The organism is Flaviflexus massiliensis, from assembly GCF_001375495.1.
Taxonomy (GTDB): domain Bacteria; phylum Actinomycetota; class Actinomycetes; order Actinomycetales; family Actinomycetaceae; genus Flaviflexus; species Flaviflexus massiliensis.
The window spans coordinates 249324-265482 of record NZ_LN831057.1; the positions used below are offsets into that span (position 1 = coordinate 249324).

Consider the following 16159-nt stretch of genomic DNA (forward strand, 5'->3'; position numbering starts at 1 on the left):
ATGACTCGACAACTGAGCACGCCATCCGGTTCACGCCACAGAACCCTCTTCCATAGAATCTGATCAAAAACCTAGTGCTTTACCACGTCAGCCAGATCGATACTGGCCGGCAATAAACCCGCCCAGTCACGGACAGTAGCGGCATGCGTACAGGGCATTACTGAACAATCTTCGTGACTCGTCATTGCACAATATTTCTGACGATGCTTAGCCCTGGATTCGACGGAAGGGTCATGCTCCGTCGAATGGGATTCTGCCGCTCATGGTGCTGAGCTGCTGAGAGCTATCTAAGCTTGCTACCCGCTTGCTTTCTCCGGTGCTCGGTCTAGTGAGCCGCGTTCCCAATGTTCGATGGGGCCGTGCACGGTGTGAAAGATTGGGTGTGGCGTGATGGGTCCGGCCGATAGTGAGGCTATTCTCTCGGTCTCCAGTGGGTTCCGGACCAGGATTTTCTTCAGCAGATGCTGACGTTCAAACTCCAGCTGACCTTCGGTGACGTCGGTGGTGAAGCCGTGATTGATTCGTTCGATTTTTTCTTGATCGAATCTGTAGTTGCGGTTGTGTGCTTCGTCTGCGATCTCTTTGAGGTAAGCGCCGAGCGCCCCTGCCGGATCGTTGTTTTCCCTGAACCTGAACAGCTGGGGATGATTTGTGTATCCCTTTGTGCGGCCCAGGAGCACGGCTTGGGCAAGCAGGCCTTCTCGCCATCCGGCGAGAAGGCCTTGCCTGTCAAGGTAGTGGGGGTGGAGGGACCAGAGTCTCACGCGTTTCCTTGAGTCGATGAGTTGAACGATGTGTGCCCGTGGGCGCTTAGCGCCTTGGGGGAAGGGGAACGAGGAGGGATGTCTTCTCTCGATATTCGCGGTAGGCAGGTTCATCGCCCCACCGTTCCTCGCCCTGTTTCTGCAGGAGCGGGATGCCGGAAACCTTGGTGAGCAGAACGGTTACGAAGAGCGGCGATAGGAGGCCCACAAACTGCCATCCGGAAAGGTTTGGCAGTGCTGTAATGGCAATGCCGAACCACAAAGTGATTTCACCAAAATAGTTGGGGTGCTGGGACCAGGACCAAAGACCGGTCGTGATGAAGCGTCCCTTGTTCTCGGGCTTGCGGCGCCACAGTCTCTTCTGGGTGTCGGCCGTTACTTCCATGATGAAACCGAAGAGCCAAAGGCCAACTCCGACAAGGAAGAGCCAACTGATGGGAGCCTGCTCGGATGAGGTCATCCCTATCCATGCGGCGGAAGCAGTAAAAGTAATCCACAGTCCCTGGATGTTCCAGACGTTGAAGAACCGGACGGGATCTTTCTTTATTTCGTCGAAGCGCGAATCCCTGCCATCTTTTTTGATTCGAAGGAACAGGAACGGGCCAAGTCGTAGCGCCCACACGATGACCATGATGCCAAGGAAAAGGGATCGCGTTCCAAGGTCTGGGACCGAGAAGAGGAGGATCAGGGATACCACCGTGTAGGTGAGGCTACCGATCAGATCAAAGTACTTTTCGGTCTGGTTCTGTTGGGCGTGAATGTAGGCAATCCACTGGATGATGAATGCTCCGCAGACCACGAGAGCGAAGAGCGGAACCCCTCCGATCTTCGCGCTGTTTTGGCTACCTGCGGCGGCGACAAGTCCGCCAAGGAGGAGCGTAATGAATATTGCGGCCAATGCCTTCTTGTTCATAGTGTGTTCCCTTTTCTTTGAGTCGGGAGATGGTGCTAGTGGAATCCGATGCTGTCAGAGAAGCGCGTTTAGACGGACATGCCTCGTTCGTAGAGTTCGTCGATGCTTGCGGAGAGTTTTTGGATGACCCGTGATCGACGTAGCTTCATCGTGGGTGTGACGAAGTCGCTTCCGGGAGCCATGTCCATGAGGAGGATCTTGATCCGCTTCACCCGTTCCGGGGCCGCAACTTGCTGATTCGCGCGACGAATCGCCGTGAGGATGCTGGCTGGGATTGTGCTGTCCAAGAACTGACCGTCGTTCGCGCTCGTGATGCCGTGCTTGGCCGCTTCCTCCTGATCTAGGAAAATAAGAGCGCCAGGGTAGGGGCGAGAGTCACCCACCATGACGGCATGGGCAACCAGCGGGTCCTGCGCCACGTTTGACTCCCACTTTTGTGGGGCAATTGTTTTACCACCGGAGGTCACGATGGTTTCGCTCAGACGACCGGTAATCGTTAGTCTGCCTTCGCTGTCGAGCGTGCCAAGATCGCCTGTACGGATAAAGCCGTCAACCGTCGTGGTGGAGTTATCGATCCCGTCATAACCGGGAGAAATGCCGATGCCATGGGCGAGGACTTCCCCTTCGGGTGAGATCCTGACGGTGTGACCAGGGGTGGGAGGGCCAACCGTCCCCGCATAGTTGTTCCCAGGCCGGTTGCCCGTCAGCGGCGCTGTTGACTCGGTTAAACCATAGCCTTCAATAACTTCGAGGCCCATGCCGCGGAAGAGGAGGTTCAGGTTCGAGTCAAGTGGTGCTGCTCCCGACAACAGGTAGTCGATATGCCCGCCCACCAGGTGACGGACTTTGGCGAAGAACAGACGATCATAAATTGCATGCCGTAACCTCAGCGACCGCGAAGGATTAGCCGTCTCGTGCTGGCGTTCTTCCAGCATGCGGCCCCAGGAAATCGCAGTTTGTTCAGCGTCTCGCCAAACCCATCCGAGGCGTTTTGACTGCGCCTGCTCGGCAATACGATCCCTGATCCGTTCAAGCACCCGGGGGACAACGACAAGGAAAGTTGGGCGAATCGTGGTCAGTGCGCCAACAGCCTGAGCGGGATCGGCCTCGTAGCTGATTCCCATGCCTGCGGTCAGGCAGATGAGTTGCAAACCGCGGGCAAGGACGTGTGCCAGTGGCAGGAAGATTAGTGTCGATCCACGATCATGAACGAGCTCGCCGTAGTCCGCGCCAATGTTGAGAACCTGCCCTATGAGGTTGCGATGAGTGATGATCGCGCCCTTGGGCGTCCCCTCTGTTCCGGACGTGAAGACGAGTGTAGCGGCGTCATCGAGATTGACGCCCACACGACGTTCGTCCAGCTGTTCATCGGTAACGTGTCGACCCGCCGCCTTGAGAGCTAACATGCCGTGCGCATCGAGCGACCATATCTTCTCTCCGATCTGGGAAGCGATGCCCCGCCGTTGTTCTTCCGTGCCGGCGAAGGCGGCGACCGACTTTGAGGATCTCAGGATGTGCTGAACCTGGTCGGGGGAGGACGTGTCAAAGATTGGCACGACGATAGCGCCAGCCCACAGGGAAGCAATGTCAGCGATCGTCCACGAATAGCTCGTGGCGCCCTGAATCGCGATGCGGTCCCCAGCTTGTACGCCCTGTGCGATGAGTCCTTTAGCAACGGCCCGAACGGTGCTCACAAATTCTTCTGTCGTAACGTCGACCAAAGCACCATTCTGTTTAATGCGGAACGCTATGTGGTTCGGTGCGACCCCTCCGCGTTCGGCGATAAGGTCGACAATGCTGCGATATGTACCAAAGTCGGCAAGGGGCGGTGTCGATGCTTCAGTCAAATGCGTGGGTGATGTGCTCATGAGTGTGCCCAGTCTGCGTGCTTCATATCGATCTGTTCGGTCATGTCTTGGAGGAAGCGAATGACGGTGTTCCGTTCCTTCCTGGTGAGCCGGGCAGCGGCGTGGAACCTTCGCGCCTGTATGGCGCCAACGGACTCGTATGCTGCCTTGCGTGTTCCCGGGGTGATCCGGATCGTGATTGCGCGGCGATCCGTTGGGTGAGGGGAGCGGGTAATGTGACTGCCTTTTTCGAGACGGTCCAGGATCTTCGTGGTTGTCGCGGGGGAGACTAGTAAATGACGGGTAATGGTTGATGCCGTGACGTCCTGCCCGAGATTCTCGTTGACGATGAGGAAGTGCAGTGTTCTCATGTCTGTTTCGTTCAGCTCCATGTACAAAGCAGAGGCTTCTGACACCCTGCGTTCAGCGTCCCGCAACTTCCCCAAGCTATTCATGAGAAGGGAGATTTGATCAATATCTTCTTCCTCAAGGCCGGAGAAGTTGATGAGCTCACCAGCCGGGCTGTTGGCCAGGAGACCGAACATTCCGGGTGCTGGTTCTGAATCCGTGTCGTCCATGATTCCCACTTTACTACACTTCGTGTAATGTTCGACAAGTGAAGTAATTTTTCTTCGAGAAGGATGGATGGATCATGACAAAACCAACGTCAAAAAACGATTCCTCGACCACGTGGCCTAAGAAGTGGCGACTATTGCGAGTTTTCCTGCCCGCGATGATCTTGCTGGTGTGGGTTGTTGCAGCGGGTCTTGGAGGGCCGCTCTTCGGTCGAATTTCAGAGGTCTCTTCGAATGATCAAAGTGCCTACCTGCCGGCCGATTCCGAATCGGCAACGGTGAGTACTGCTTCGCAAGAGTTCTACGATTCCGATGACGTTCCCGGTGTGATTGTGATCGTGTCGGAGAACGGTGCTCTTGATGAAGCGGATTTGGCAGAGATTGGTCGAGTCGTCGATTCTTTAGGTCAGCTTGATTCCACGGGCGAAATTTCCCCTCCGATTCCTTCGGAGGATGGTGAGGCGGTCCAAGTATTCGTTCCCATCGATTCATCTGTTGAGCTCTCGGACGGCGTTGACGAGCTGAAGGGTGTTCTCGATAGCGAGCTGCCGGACGGTATGACGTCCTATGTGACTGGCCCGGCCGGGCTCGCAACCGACCTCAGTGCGGCCTTCGCCGGAGTTGACGGTCTCCTTCTTGCGGTCGCATTCGCTGCTGTCCTCGTCATCCTTCTTGTTGTATACCGATCCCTGATTCTTCCCGCCGCTGTTCTCATGACGAGCCTTGTTGCCCTATGCGGTGCGCTTCTCGTGGTGTGGAACCTCGCGAACTGGGGAGCATTCCTCCTCAATGGGCAGGTCCAGGGCATTCTCTTCATCCTTGTCATCGGTGCCTCGACCGACTATTCACTTCTCTATGTTGCCAGGTACCGTGAGGAACTTGCGGTAAATGAAGATCGTTGGGAGGCCACGAAGAAGGCATGGCGGGCAACTATTGAACCGGTTGTTGCGTCCGGCGGCACCGTTATTGCCGGCCTTCTCATGCTCCTCCTATCCGACCTGGAGTCCAATTCTGTTCTTGGCCCCGTTGCCTCGATCGGAATCATTGTTTCGATTCTGTCTGCTCTGACTCTTCTTCCGGCCCTTCTGGGTCTGCTCGGTAGGCATGCGTTCTGGCCTCGCGTTCCCCACTACGACCCGGATTCTGTCGGCGAGGATCACGTCAAGTCGACGGGTGTGTGGGGCCGGACTGTTCGCTGGGTTGAGCGCCGTCCCCGCCCGATCTGGATCGTTACTCTCATTGTGCTCGCCGTTGGCGCCGCCGGCGTCACGCAACTGCGAGCTGATGGCGTTGCCGAAACCGAACTGGTCCTCACGGTCTCGGAGGCGCGCGATGGTCAGGAAGTTTTATCCGAGAAGTTCACGGCTGGCTCCGGTAGCCCCGCCACGATTCTTGTGCCGGAGGGAAACCTAGACGAAGCCGTGCGTGTCCTTGAGGAAACTGAAGGAGTTGATTCCGTCACGATTAGCGCGGCGGATGGTCCCGGTGGACAGGCGCCGATCAACCAGGATGGCATTCAGTCCACGGGAGGGCCGGAGGCTCCGGCGCCGGAGCCGACAGTTGTCGACGGTAACGTTCTGCTCCAAGCAACACTGTCCTATCCGGCCGACGAGCGCGCGGCTCTTGATGCAATTGTCGACATGAGGGAAGGCCTGTCTGAAGCTGCTCCCGGTGCGCTCGTCGGCGGACCGTCCGCGACGAACCTGGATACGATCACAACGTCAATTGAGGACCGACAGCTCATCATCCCGCTTGTCCTCGTTGTCATTCTTGCCATCCTCATGTTGCTTTTGAGAGCAATCGTTGCCCCAATCCTGCTGGTGCTGACAACTCTCCTGTCATTCGGCACGGCTATGGGTGTCTCCGCGATTGTCTTCAACGAGATCCTCGACTTCCCCGGAGCGGACCCGGCTGTTCCCCTCTATGCCTTCGTATTCCTGGTGGCGCTCTCCATCGATTACACGATCTTCCTCATGACACGAGTTCGGGAAGAATCGCTCCGTCATGGAACCCGGAAAGGCATTGTCCGGGGCCTTGCGGTAACGGGTACGGTCATTACCTCTGCCGGTATGGTCCTCGCTGCCACGTTCGCGGCACTCGCCGTTATACCGATCCTATTCATGTTCCAGCTCGCATTCATTGTGGCCTTCGGCGTCCTCCTCGACACCTTCGTCGTGAGAACACTGCTGGTCCCGGCACTGAGCCTGGACATTGGTAAGAAAATCTGGTGGCCTTCCAAGCTCTCCACAGACGATGGACAAGCTGCCGAACTCACGAAGGATGAGCAGGACGATGAACTCCGCACGGATGGTCAGAACGGTCACGTCAGCCGAGTCTGACCCCACGGGTTGTCACTCAACCGGGTAACCGGACCTTAAAGAGCGACAGCTGAGGGGTCCGAGGATTCGGGGGAGCGGGAGGTTGCGATGTCGGTGTTCGGCCGGCAGTACCCTGCGATGGTTCGCAAAGCGACAATGGCACCGGGTGCGAGTCACGGATGTGACCTCGATGCAGCGTTCGGTTTCGTTCTCGACATTCTCCTCGATGGATTCAAGTGGCTTCGTAAAGCCGGTTGGCCATCGGTTTAAGCGGAGTATCTGCAGTGCTCACTGCCCAGACAACTGCATTGATTCCTGTGCACTTGTCTGGGCAGTGGTGATTTCACTTCTGGGCTGCAAGACCTTGAGGCTCCAGCTCGAGTGTCGACCGGCTGAGTGACTACAGTCCGAGGGCCTTCTTCTTGACGGTCTCGTAGTCCTGTTCGTTGATAAGCCCCTGGTCGAGCATCTGCTTTGCTTGCGTGAGTTGCGCCATCGGGTCCGGCTACGCCGCTGGGCAGGTGACCGTGCCGCTGGAGCCAACCGAGAACTCGACAGCGGAGTTTTCTGCGAAATGGACGGGATGATCGGCGAGCGCGAGCTAGCGGTCGCCGTACGGCAGGCCGTCGATCATGTAAACGAGGCGACAATTTTCATAATCGCCACTTTTCCATCTTGAGCGGAAGGCCGTCGTTGAGAACGACATCGGTTTCGTACGGCATTGACAGCGTGACGGTGCCGCTACGGTCCTGGATGGTGATTTCGCCGTACCTGCCAGTGGTTAGCTGGAAGTCTTCAAGTGACCTGCCGCGTTCGGTGTCCCAGTGTTCCCCGACCACGTAGTCCTCGTGGTCAGCGATCCTGAATTCCAGCTTGTCCCTGACCTCCGGGTCGCTTGCAAAGAAGTCATACCCACCAAGCTGGTGCTCGAGTTCGGCCTGTAGGGGGCCGTGAAACTTGCCCTATCGGAGAGTATCGCAGTTTTGTTGCTAACTGACTCCTCCATCATGTCACAGAAAGCCTCGGCATCGTGATCAAAAACCGCTTCGAATGCTGTCATCCATTCCCACGTCTCCTCTGATGCGATTTCGTGCTCTGAGGCCTCATCGCTAGTGTTCTCTTCACCATTATCGGCGCTGCGTCAGCGGCTGAAGCCGTGGACCTCCCGGAGCTATCCGGTGCGGAATAGTCTTCGCTGTCGCTCCCGCATGCGCCAAGGCCTGCCACGAGCAGTGGTACCGATGAAATTGCTAGTTTCTTCCTCATCGGCACATTTTCCTGTCAGTAGAACCGACTTTAAGGATGAAATCGCTCAATAGAATCGTAACATCCGCATGGTTAACGGCACGTTTCCATGATGCTGTGAACACGTGTCCATTCGCCCAGAATTCGACGTGCGCGCGGATCAGTGTCAGGGCCGGGGCCTCGCGTTTCGTGGCCATGGTTATGGACCATGCTCGAATGAGGTGAGTTTCTGCGTTCGAAGGTTGTGTCCGTTGACCCTTAGGCGGGGCAGATTATGGTCTTTACTCTGCAAAGGACCCAGTCAGCTACGGTGGGGTTTGCCGAAGGCGCTGCGTCGTTGTATGCCAAGGTGCTACACCGCATTGTGCGCAATGCGCTACTTAACGCTGCGCCCAATTGGCGTACTTCATGTCAATCTGCTCGGTCATGTCCACCAGGAAACGGATAACGATGTCGCGTTCCTCGCGGTTCAGCCGGGCAGCGGCATGGTATCTGCGGGACTGCATTGCCCCGACAGATTCGTAGGCGGCCTTTCGCGTTTTGCGGGTGATGTGGATTGTGGTTGCGCGCCGGTCTGTGGGATGTGGGGAGCGAGTGATGTGACCGCCCTTTTCGAGCCGGTCGAGCAACTTTGTGGTCGTGGCGGGGGAGACACGGAGGTGGCGAGTAATGCTCGATGCCGTGACGTCTTGTTCGAGGTTCTCGCACACGATGAGGAAATGCAGGGCTCTCATGTCCGTCTCGTTCAGCGCCATGTAAGTGGCCGAGGCTTCCGAAACCCGGCGTTCGGCTTCCCTCAGATTTCCGAGAGAATTCATGAGAGCTGAAATCTGTTCAATGTCGTCTTCTTCCAGGTCGGAGAGGTCGAGAAGCTCCCCTGACGGACTGTTCGCTCGGAGGCCGAACATTCCGGGAGGTTTGGCAGATTGTGGAGAGTTGTCGTTCACAGTTCCCCTATTATTACACCTGGTGTAGTTTTTGTGAGCATACTAAGATTTGGCGTAGAAGGTTCGCTTGACCATGACTGCGACATCGACCAAACACCAATCTTCTGACACCGGAAGAAGAGTCGCCTGCTGAGGGGCTTCCTCCCCGCACTCATGGTACTCGTCTAGATTGGTGCGGCAGGCTTCGGCGGCCCGCCGTTCGGCCGTTTTTCCGAGGCGTCATCGAAAAACCTGAGCGCCCACCTTCCTGCGTCCTCGGAGTCGGCAGTCGCTAGCAGACTGTTCAGTGACTACTATGACTCGGATGATGGCCCGGGTGTGATCCATCGTTTCTGACACTGGGGCTTTTGGCGAGGGGGCGCTTGGTGAGATTACTCGAGTTGTCGAGATGATGAGGAAACTCTATTCTGTCGGAGAAAGCTCTGCGCGCATTCCCTCGAGGAAGGGGGCGCAGATAGTTGTTCCGGTTGATTCATGCGTTGAACTATTGGGTCCGTGGGTGATCGTTAACGGCCGGGATTGGGAAGACCTCCTTAAGCGTGTGGGCTACCACCGCATCATTCCGGAGGTCTTCTCGGCTTACGACGGAATCTTCCGCCAGACTTACATTTCCTGGTATTTCGCCCTCATCAACGAATAGATGCCGTACAGGATAAATCCAATGCCGATAGCGGCAAGGGCAATACCGCCGCCGGGAAGGTCGAGTGCTTCCTTGAAGGCAACATCGAGTCCGCGTGCCTTGTTGACGTCGGCAGTGAAACCTGCCCACATGACCATCGCACCGACACCCATGAGGGCAATGCCTTTTGCGACGTAACCGACGAGGCCCGTCTTGTCGATGAGCTGGCCGATCTGTCGGTCGCCGGAGGGGATCAAGTCCTGGTGGAACTTGCGGGACATGCCCTTGTATACGTGATAGATGCCAACAATGATGATGATGACACCAACGCCAATAACGATTGCCTTGCCGGTTGGGCTACTGAGGAATGGCTCGGTAGCGCTCTCCGCAGAGTCACCCGAGTCCGAAGAGTCGCCCAGAGCAAACTGGATCGAGGTGTAGGCGAGGGCCGCGTACATGACTGCTTTGGAGATGGCCTTGATGATTGCGGAGGCCTTCTTCTTTGACCTGCGTCCGCTTCCGTAGAAAACATCCAGCAGGTGGGTAAGTGCCAGTGCTGCCATGGCAATACCACCGATAAAGAGAAGCGCCGCACCACCGGGAGCATCGGCAAAGGCCCCGATTGCGCCCGACTGGTCAGCGGACTCACCCGAGTTGCCCGTCAGCCCGAGCCGCAGGCAGATCCATCCGATCATTGTGTGGATAAGGCCGGTCATGACGTATCCAATCCGGGCTACGTACTCGAACCACTTGCTGTTCTTTGCTTCGGACGCGGCACCGCGCGCGGCACCGGTAACGTGATTGACAGTCTTCTTTCCCGAAGGCGTATTCATAGTCACAGCGTAGGCGCCAAACGCCTCGATGTAACCTCGCGACCTGCATAAAGATCCACGAGATTTGCTCAAAACAGTCAATTTGGACGTTCCCAGGGTCGCGCGGCCCGCTCGGTGGGTCTCAGTTTCCTAGCGTGGTTTCGGGTTCCCCCTGTTAGTCCTGGGGTTCTTTCTTAATTACTGCGCAAACATTTTCGTGAGGGAAATGTAGTGGTCAGTCCATCCTGGTCATTCTCATTCGCATCCCACACCGCGTTCTGAATGAGGCGCACAAACGTCCATGCCCGCACGCGTTCTTCGTCGAGCCCGGCGACGTCCGAAATGATGTCGGCTCGCATGCGCACGTGGTTGCGCGCATTGCAGGCGTGAGCCGTTTCCTCCGCTCGGTTCCACACCATGGGTGCGACGGCGAAGGCGGGTTCTCCCGGAACCGCTTGAGGATCAATGGTAAGCCAGTTCCCGTGACCTGTCTCCAGAAGAGCAAAAGACATTCGTGTCGTGCAGTCCGGTGTGGATAAATCTCGTTCCATCCTTGAGGTCCGCAACAAGGTCTCTCAGGTGAGAGCTTGCCTGGGTGAGGAGCCTTCTCGGCACCCGAGAATGCTCGCCTGCGAACTCCTCCTCCCATCGCTTTGAGAGCCCCCGCGATGGTCTGGAACTTCGGGGAGGCGGGCCGGTTGAGAGTGTTGATCAGCGTTCCAATGACCTCGCAGGCGTCAAGAATCAATTCCCCGGCAAGGCTCCGCCGATGATCGAGTCTTTCCAGAAGCAACGCATAGTCGCGTGGCTCGGCGGCCTCGAGACGAACCGCTCCCACGCCGTCCCACTCGCGTAGCGCCAGGTGCTCGAAAGCTCCCTCCATGAACGACCAACTTAACTTCAATACCGCAGGCTTTTTGCCTTTCAAAACGTCGATGACAACGGCGGTGTTGCCGGTGCGGATATAGCCGGGATCTGCGTCATCGACTGTCAGCTCCCAGTGGTTGAAAGCCTTCCTGAGGAGCCTCGGTAACGCTTCGAGCCACTCCGCCCCACTCGTCCAGTGACGCGAAAATTCGCGCGTGAGAAGAGGATCAGGGTGCCTGTTAGAAAGTAGCTCCGCAAAAGAGGGTGGGCTCTCGATAGTCATTGACACCACCCTATCCCCGCAGTGAAAAGCTAGGATGCCCGGTCAATCGTGAAGTCATCCCACGGCACGGGAGTTAAGGTGCCGTTCTCCCAGTCACGCCTCAGGATCGCGTACGCAACGGAAGCAACGGGCGTGCCAACGTCAACGGGCCAGCCCTCCCGGTAGTGGGCTTCCTTCACCCAACCCGACTTGAGGAACACCGCCCTCATGGCAACGTTGTCCTCCCGGGTCTGTCCCTCGAAGCGGTTGACGTCCATTGTCCTGAAGACATGATCGGTTGCGGCACGGAGAACGCTGGTTCCGAGCCCGCGGCCACGGAACTTTGAGTCGAGCCGAAGGTCGAAAAGGGGAGTGGGGTCGGTGAGGTCCTCAAGGGTAAGTGTCCCAATTCGACCCAGCTCTGAATGCTCGATCCAGTACGTTGTCGTGTCCTCATTATCGAAAGAACCGTCTTCGATAGAGCTCGAAACCTGGGAGGCCGAGGGCCGTGGGCGCATGTGAAACGGGAACTCGTTCGCTGTCATAAAGCTCATGAGTGTTGCTCGATCCGATCCGGCTGGATCCATGCGGGTCAGTGAGATAGTCATAGTGTTCCTCCGCGTGCTCGCGCACCATCGTAAGGCCTCGGTCGGCCACGTGCTTGTTTAAACTCTTCATTCATGGCACTCAATGAGGTTCTGCCGGGCTGGAATGAGGTTCTGCCGGGCTGATAGAGCCAGCTCGAATATCTGTCACGGCCTTGCCTGTAACTGATCCCTACGTCAGGCCGACGACGCGCGGTGCTTTCTCCAATATTTACGATATGCGACGAAAGTCCGGATCGCTTCGGCTTCCATATATACAACACAAACGTAAGAAATCGGTGACGATCAATGACCTCGAGTTTCTGCGTATCACTTCGCAGCCCGAGCCCGGCAGGTGGTTCGTCATGAGCCTGCCGGGTCTGACAAGTGAGGTGCGCCCATGGCGCCACTCACCACATCTCTGTTGTTTGTCGAATGAGTTCGGTTCCTGGATACAACGACGCAAGCAGTCGTGAGTGCTTCTTGCAACCGCACGCACGGTATGAGTTCGTTATTGACTTCTTGCTGTGAAATAAGAATTGCTAGTTCTCGTTTGCTTCGACGGCCCAAGGGACACCGAAACGGTCGCGAACCTGGCCGTAGTGATCGCCCTAGGGAGCTTCTTCGTACGCCATGGCTTCTTCTCCACCAGCGGCAGACAGCTTCTCTAGACGAGCCCGGCCCCCTCGATACTGTCGGAGTAGACGAGAAATGAGTAGACGTGGGACTTCAGTGGCTGATCGCCACCGTCGCTGCCGCTGATGTTGACGGGACCGGTGAGATCGCCGTGGGCGACCCATTCCGGATCTGGTTCGAATGGGAATTCCGTGTCCGGCATGTCGTCGTACTTGTCGATCTCAAGGTTTCCGCCAAAGACGGAGTGTTAGAACGTGAGAGCCTCTTCGGCGTTCCGGTAAAGGTAATGTAGGCGGAGGTGCGGATTGACGTGGGGTTCTTCCTTCGGTCAGGTAAGTCACACGCTACCGGGGCAGTCACCTGGGTGAAGCTGCTCAGCGCAAGTCCGGCAACGCCTTCCAGGGAGGCCTCAGAAAGCAACCTGGGCACTCATCGACTTGAGGTCGACGTGCCTCGTCGTAGTTCCCTGGGAGGGTAGTCAACGGGATGGGTCCAGACCCGTCGACGTGCCCAGGTCCGCGAGCGTTCTGACTCCCGTGTTTCAACGAGTTTCATGATAGTGTTCAGCATCCGCCACGTCATGATACGGCTCATGACACCAGCCCTCGTGACCACCGTCGCCGTAGCATCCGTGTGCGGCTCGTAGCGCTCACGGAGGTGTTCGCGGGCGCTACGCCTTCCGGGAAGAGTGTGAACAACCAGGTGAACGCGAAGTCCATCGTGCGCGGTGCCCGCCCACATCTGACGACAGGACAAGCGAGCTACCGGGATCGATACCAACAACCGATAGCGCGATATCGGGGTGAAGCGGAACTTTGTCGCCAACGAGGTGTTCCTGCCATGCTGGCATGATGTTATGGCTGTCGGTTACGATGCACCCGACGAGGTTTTCAAGTGCTGTAAAGTAATAGAACCCCGCCCTGTCCTGTCTGAGCTGGATCAACCACGGCCACACTTTCTCCGGGGTGATTGGATCGTGATGGCACGGTCGAACGAGACCGTAGTGCCAGGAAGAATGTCGTCACCGGGCAGGGGCTTGTGGCGTTCGCCAGGGAGCATTCCAATGTCGAGTTCAATCGCCCGGTCAAAAACAACTGTTCCCGCGATGGCAACCCCGAGCAGCGTGGCGCCGGTTTTCCATGAGCGTGACAGGACTCCTCTTCGGCCCACGGTGGCACTTAGCCAGTATCCTCCCAGCACAACGGAGTGAGCGGAAGGTGTGAAGGTCCCAAACTCGGATCAATCAGACCCCGAATCAAGGTCGGATAGGAAGGTAGCGTCGGAGTGTGGCTATTAAAGTTTCAGATCTGCCTCGATCAGACTCTAGCTTGTTCCGGCTCGTACTCCATCTAGCTCCGACTCGATCCCGCTGTGGCTTGTGCTCGTTCAAGCTCCGACTCGATCAGGTTGCTTCGTGCCCAGATTCTCTCTCTCGTTCAGGTGGGTGTACGTTCAGATTCAGGTGATGTGAGGCCTCAGGCTGGCTTAACTATCCCGGTGGTGCCCGAAGCGTCGGCCTGGACGGGAGGTGTGAGGGCTATGAGGGAACTCTCGGACTAATTGGACCGTTGTTGCCGTTGTGGTTCATGGAGAATCTAGGAGGTTCAGTGAAATCATTGGTGAGGATTGTGCACTTCACGAAGGAGCTGCGGGTCCACTTTGCAGTCATTATTCTGGCGTCGGTTTTGACCGCAGTAGCCGCTCTCGTCATCCCGTTCATCATTGCCGGGGCGACCGATGTGGTTGTGGAAGCAATCTCTGGTGATCGGACTGAGAGTTCCGCGATCAGGACCGTGTTGTGGCTTGCCGGTGCGTTCCTCATCATTGAGTTGGCTTCAACCGCTGTGTCGTCGATTGGTGGTTACGTCGGTGACGTCATGAGTGCGCGGATGCGGTCGATCCTGTCGGTCCGGTACTTCGAGAAGCTCCTATCTCTGCCGCAACGCTATTTCGATAATGAGTTGACCGGAACGATCGTGTCTCGGCTTAACCGTTCGATCACCGAGGTCACGAACTTCGCGAAGATGTTTTCGAACAGCTTCTTCACGATGATCATCACGACCGTTGCGGTTCTTGTGATCACCGCCTGGTATGCGTGGCCGCTGGCTCTTCTCCTTGCGATTATTTTCCCGGTCTACATGTGGCTGACGACGTTGACGTCGAAGAAGTGGCAGAAGTACGAGGGTGAGAAGAACGAAGATATCGATGTTGCTGGCGGGCGCTTCAACGAAGTTGTCGGCCAAATCAAGGTTGTTAAGTCTTTCGTTTCCGAGCTCCGCGAGCTGAAGTCCTTTACAAAGCGATACGACCGCACAATCCAAACCACCCGCAAGCAGTCCCTGCACTGGCACGGTATGGATGCTCTGCGGCGGGGGATCATGGCGGTGATCTTCTTTGGAATTTACGCCATCATCTTTACCTACACAGTCCAGGGCCGCTTCTCTGTTGGCGACATGGTCCTTCTCGTTCAGTTGGTTGCCATGGCACGCCAGCCGGTTGGCTCGATGTCGTTCCTGGTGGACTCCGCCCAGCACGCTATCGCAGGCTCGCGCGACTACTTCGAGGTCATGGAAATCGAGGTCGATCGAGCACCCACTCTCGCCGAGCAAAAGAAGCGAGCAGAAACATCCGCTTCCTCGACAGTTGCTGGTCCCGCGGCCAGGTCGGGCTCGGGAAGCGACGGAGTAGCCCTCACGCCCGCTCAGGACGATCTCGCTACCACGCTGGTTCACGACGGTCCGGCCGTTGCGTTTGAAGACGTGACCTTTGGTTACGACGACGACCCGGATGTTCTGAAGGGCGTGTCGTTCTCCGTGAGGACGGGGGAGAAGATCGCCTTCGTTGGTGAATCCGGCGGTGGCAAGACCACGATCATCAGCTTGCTCCTCGGGCTCTATCGTCCCCGCGGAGGCACGATTGCTGTTGCCGGTACCGACGTTCATTCCCTTTCCCTCCTTGAACTTCGCTCTCAGATCGGCGTGGTTTTCCAGGACTCGAGCCTGTTCTCGGGAACGATCCGGGAGAACATTGGCTACGCCAATGAAGCTGCCTCCGAGGCAGAAATCATTGAGGCCGCGAAGAAGGCGAATGCGTGGCGGTTCATTGAGGACTTCCCGAATGGTCTCGACACCGTTATTGGTGAGCGCGGACTGAAGCTCTCAGGCGGCCAAAAGCAACGTATTTCCGTGGCTCGCGCAATCCTCAAGGACCCGTCGATTCTCGTTCTGGATGAAGCGACGTCGGCACTCGATACTCGCTCCGAGCGCCTCGTCCAGGAGGGCCTGGAGACTCTCATGGAAAATAGAACATCACTGATCATCGCCCATAGGCTGTCCACCATCTCGAGCGTTGATCGCATCGTCACCCTCCGTGATGGTGTTGTTGACGAGATCGGTAGCCCTGCTGAGCTTGCCGTCTCCGGTGGTATCTACGCCGAGCTCCTTGCCCTTCAGGAAGAGGGGACGAAGCGCGCCAAGAAGGCCATGCGTTCTTACGGCATCGAACGCTAGCGTGTGCGCAATCGAACGGTAACTCAGGCGAATCAAACGTTCACTTGCACGAACCAAACGGTAGCCTGTGGGATTCGAGCGCTAGCTCGAATGAAACGTTAGCTCGAGTACTTCGAACCGCTGGGATCGTGGGTGCTCGGTAGTCAGATCTTTGGTCTCATTGCCTAGCCGGGCTCCCGCTTCCGTTCCGTTCCTCCTGGGTCGAACTGTCTTTGTTTCTGTCGACCTTGGGCTTTTGCTTTCTGAATTTTGGACTCGGGT

The 16159-nt window shown here is 57.0% G+C and carries 16 protein-coding genes and 1 pseudogene; 4 read left to right on the top strand and 13 right to left on the bottom strand.

Going from position 1 to position 16159, the window contains the following annotated elements; genetic code table 11:
* Nucleotides 1-296 precede the first annotated feature (296 nt).
* From BN1241_RS02655 to BN1241_RS02670, 4 genes are all read right to left on the bottom strand, one after another.
* The gene (locus tag BN1241_RS02655; RefSeq protein ID WP_054952168.1) at nt 297-764 is read right to left on the bottom strand and encodes a pyrimidine dimer DNA glycosylase/endonuclease V; all 468 of its coding nucleotides are present in this window, start codon (nt 762-764) and stop codon (nt 297-299) included.
* A gap of 46 nt (nt 765-810) precedes the next feature.
* Nucleotides 811-1677 (bottom strand): DUF1295 domain-containing protein, encoded by an 867-nt coding sequence (locus BN1241_RS02660; protein ID WP_054952169.1) that lies wholly within the window; start codon nt 1675-1677, stop codon nt 811-813.
* A gap of 68 nt (nt 1678-1745) precedes the next feature.
* Nucleotides 1746-3545, bottom strand: a complete 1800-nt coding sequence (locus BN1241_RS02665) for an AMP-dependent synthetase/ligase (protein ID WP_054952170.1) — start codon at nt 3543-3545, stop codon at nt 1746-1748.
* Nucleotides 3542-4102, bottom strand: coding sequence for a MarR family winged helix-turn-helix transcriptional regulator (locus tag BN1241_RS02670; RefSeq protein WP_054952171.1), 561 nt, complete (start codon nt 4100-4102; stop codon nt 3542-3544). The genes BN1241_RS02665 and BN1241_RS02670 overlap by 4 nt, the downstream gene beginning before the upstream one ends.
* Before the next feature lie 74 nt (nt 4103-4176).
* On the opposite strand from BN1241_RS02670, the gene BN1241_RS02675 reads away from it, so the two are divergent.
* Nucleotides 4177-6438: an MMPL family transporter gene (locus BN1241_RS02675; RefSeq protein WP_082418172.1), complete on the top strand. Its 2262-nt coding sequence runs from the start codon at nt 4177-4179 to the stop codon at nt 6436-6438.
* Nucleotides 6439-6817: 379 nt separating this feature from the next.
* On the opposite strand, the gene BN1241_RS12745 is transcribed toward BN1241_RS02675, so the two are convergent.
* The 3 genes from BN1241_RS12745 to BN1241_RS02685 all read right to left on the bottom strand — a co-directional run bounded on the left by BN1241_RS12745 (nt 6818) and on the right by BN1241_RS02685 (nt 8570).
* Nucleotides 6818-6913: an SHOCT domain-containing protein gene (locus BN1241_RS12745; RefSeq protein WP_077138242.1), complete on the bottom strand. Its 96-nt coding sequence runs from the start codon at nt 6911-6913 to the stop codon at nt 6818-6820.
* Between the two features lie 157 nt (nt 6914-7070).
* Nucleotides 7071-7256, bottom strand: coding sequence for a hypothetical protein (locus BN1241_RS02680; protein ID WP_054952172.1), 186 nt, complete (start codon nt 7254-7256; stop codon nt 7071-7073).
* A gap of 786 nt (nt 7257-8042) precedes the next feature.
* On the bottom strand, nt 8043-8570 hold the full coding sequence (locus BN1241_RS02685; RefSeq protein ID WP_054952173.1) for a MarR family winged helix-turn-helix transcriptional regulator: 528 nt from the start codon (nt 8568-8570) through the stop codon (nt 8043-8045).
* Between the two features lie 538 nt (nt 8571-9108).
* On the opposite strand from BN1241_RS02685, the gene BN1241_RS12935 reads away from it, so the two are divergent.
* Nucleotides 9109-9249, top strand: a complete 141-nt coding sequence (locus BN1241_RS12935; protein WP_187117591.1) for a hypothetical protein — start codon at nt 9109-9111, stop codon at nt 9247-9249.
* On the opposite strand, the gene BN1241_RS02690 is transcribed toward BN1241_RS12935, so the two are convergent.
* Both BN1241_RS02690 and BN1241_RS12940 read right to left on the bottom strand, forming a co-directional pair.
* Nucleotides 9213-10061 carry a DUF1206 domain-containing protein gene (locus tag BN1241_RS02690; RefSeq protein WP_054952174.1) on the bottom strand — a complete coding sequence of 283 codons (849 nt, stop codon included), beginning with the start codon at nt 10059-10061 and terminating at the stop codon, nt 9213-9215. The two genes, BN1241_RS12935 and BN1241_RS02690, sit on opposite strands and share 37 nt — an antisense overlap.
* A gap of 173 nt (nt 10062-10234) precedes the next feature.
* Nucleotides 10235-10552: an aminoglycoside phosphotransferase family protein gene (locus BN1241_RS12940; RefSeq protein ID WP_054952175.1), complete on the bottom strand. Its 318-nt coding sequence runs from the start codon at nt 10550-10552 to the stop codon at nt 10235-10237.
* 83 nt (nt 10553-10635) lie between these two features.
* Between BN1241_RS12940 and BN1241_RS13180 the strand changes: the two genes are divergently transcribed.
* Nucleotides 10636-10896 carry a hypothetical protein gene (locus BN1241_RS13180; RefSeq protein ID WP_054952176.1) on the top strand — a complete coding sequence of 87 codons (261 nt, stop codon included), beginning with the start codon at nt 10636-10638 and terminating at the stop codon, nt 10894-10896.
* Here the strand turns inward: BN1241_RS13180 and BN1241_RS13555 are convergent.
* The 4 genes and pseudogenes from BN1241_RS13555 to BN1241_RS02715 all read right to left on the bottom strand — a co-directional run.
* Nucleotides 10855-11190: pseudogene (locus BN1241_RS13555) on the bottom strand (hypothetical protein); the annotation flags it as partial. The gene BN1241_RS13180 and the pseudogene BN1241_RS13555 sit on opposite strands and share 42 nt — an antisense overlap.
* A 29-nt stretch (nt 11191-11219) precedes the next feature.
* Complete coding sequence (locus BN1241_RS02705; protein WP_054952177.1) at nt 11220-11777, bottom strand: GNAT family N-acetyltransferase; 558 nt, start codon at nt 11775-11777, stop codon at nt 11220-11222.
* 643 nt (nt 11778-12420) lie between these two features.
* Nucleotides 12421-12591 (bottom strand): hypothetical protein, encoded by a 171-nt coding sequence (locus BN1241_RS12755; RefSeq protein WP_154665173.1) that lies wholly within the window; start codon nt 12589-12591, stop codon nt 12421-12423.
* A 737-nt stretch (nt 12592-13328) separates the two neighbouring features.
* Nucleotides 13329-13559, bottom strand: a complete 231-nt coding sequence (locus tag BN1241_RS02715; protein ID WP_054952179.1) for a hypothetical protein — start codon at nt 13557-13559, stop codon at nt 13329-13331.
* 437 nt (nt 13560-13996) lie between these two features.
* Here BN1241_RS02715 and BN1241_RS02720 point away from each other — a divergent pair, with 437 nt between their 5' ends.
* Complete coding sequence (locus BN1241_RS02720) at nt 13997-15898, top strand: ABC transporter ATP-binding protein (protein WP_054952180.1); 1902 nt, start codon at nt 13997-13999, stop codon at nt 15896-15898.
* The last annotated feature ends 261 nt before the right edge of the window (nt 15899-16159 follow it).

Bases quoted from the DNA above. Each gene is read 5' to 3' on its own strand.
- BN1241_RS12755 (WP_154665173.1), bottom strand. From the start codon at position 12,591: ATGCCGGACACGGAATTCCCATTCGAACCAGATCCGGAATGGGTCGCC.
- BN1241_RS02685 (WP_054952173.1), bottom strand. From the start codon at position 8,570: ATGTTCGGCCTCCGAGCGAACAGTCCGTCAGGGGAGCTTCTCGACCTC.
- BN1241_RS12940 (WP_054952175.1), bottom strand. From the start codon at position 10,552: ATGTCTTTTGCTCTTCTGGAGACAGGTCACGGGAACTGGCTTACCATT.
- BN1241_RS02705 (WP_054952177.1), bottom strand. From the start codon at position 11,777: ATGACTATCTCACTGACCCGCATGGATCCAGCCGGATCGGATCGAGCA.
- BN1241_RS02665 (WP_054952170.1), bottom strand. From the start codon at position 3,545: ATGAGCACATCACCCACGCATTTGACTGAAGCATCGACACCGCCCCTT.
- BN1241_RS02670 (WP_054952171.1), bottom strand. From the start codon at position 4,102: ATGGACGACACGGATTCAGAACCAGCACCCGGAATGTTCGGTCTCCTG.
- BN1241_RS02660 (WP_054952169.1), bottom strand. From the start codon at position 1,677: ATGAACAAGAAGGCATTGGCCGCAATATTCATTACGCTCCTCCTTGGC.
- BN1241_RS12745 (WP_077138242.1), bottom strand. From the start codon at position 6,913: ATGGCGCAACTCACGCAAGCAAAGCAGATGCTCGACCAGGGGCTTATC.
- BN1241_RS02675 (WP_082418172.1), top strand. From the start codon at position 4,177: ATGACAAAACCAACGTCAAAAAACGATTCCTCGACCACGTGGCCTAAG.
- BN1241_RS02690 (WP_054952174.1), bottom strand. From the start codon at position 10,061: ATGAATACGCCTTCGGGAAAGAAGACTGTCAATCACGTTACCGGTGCC.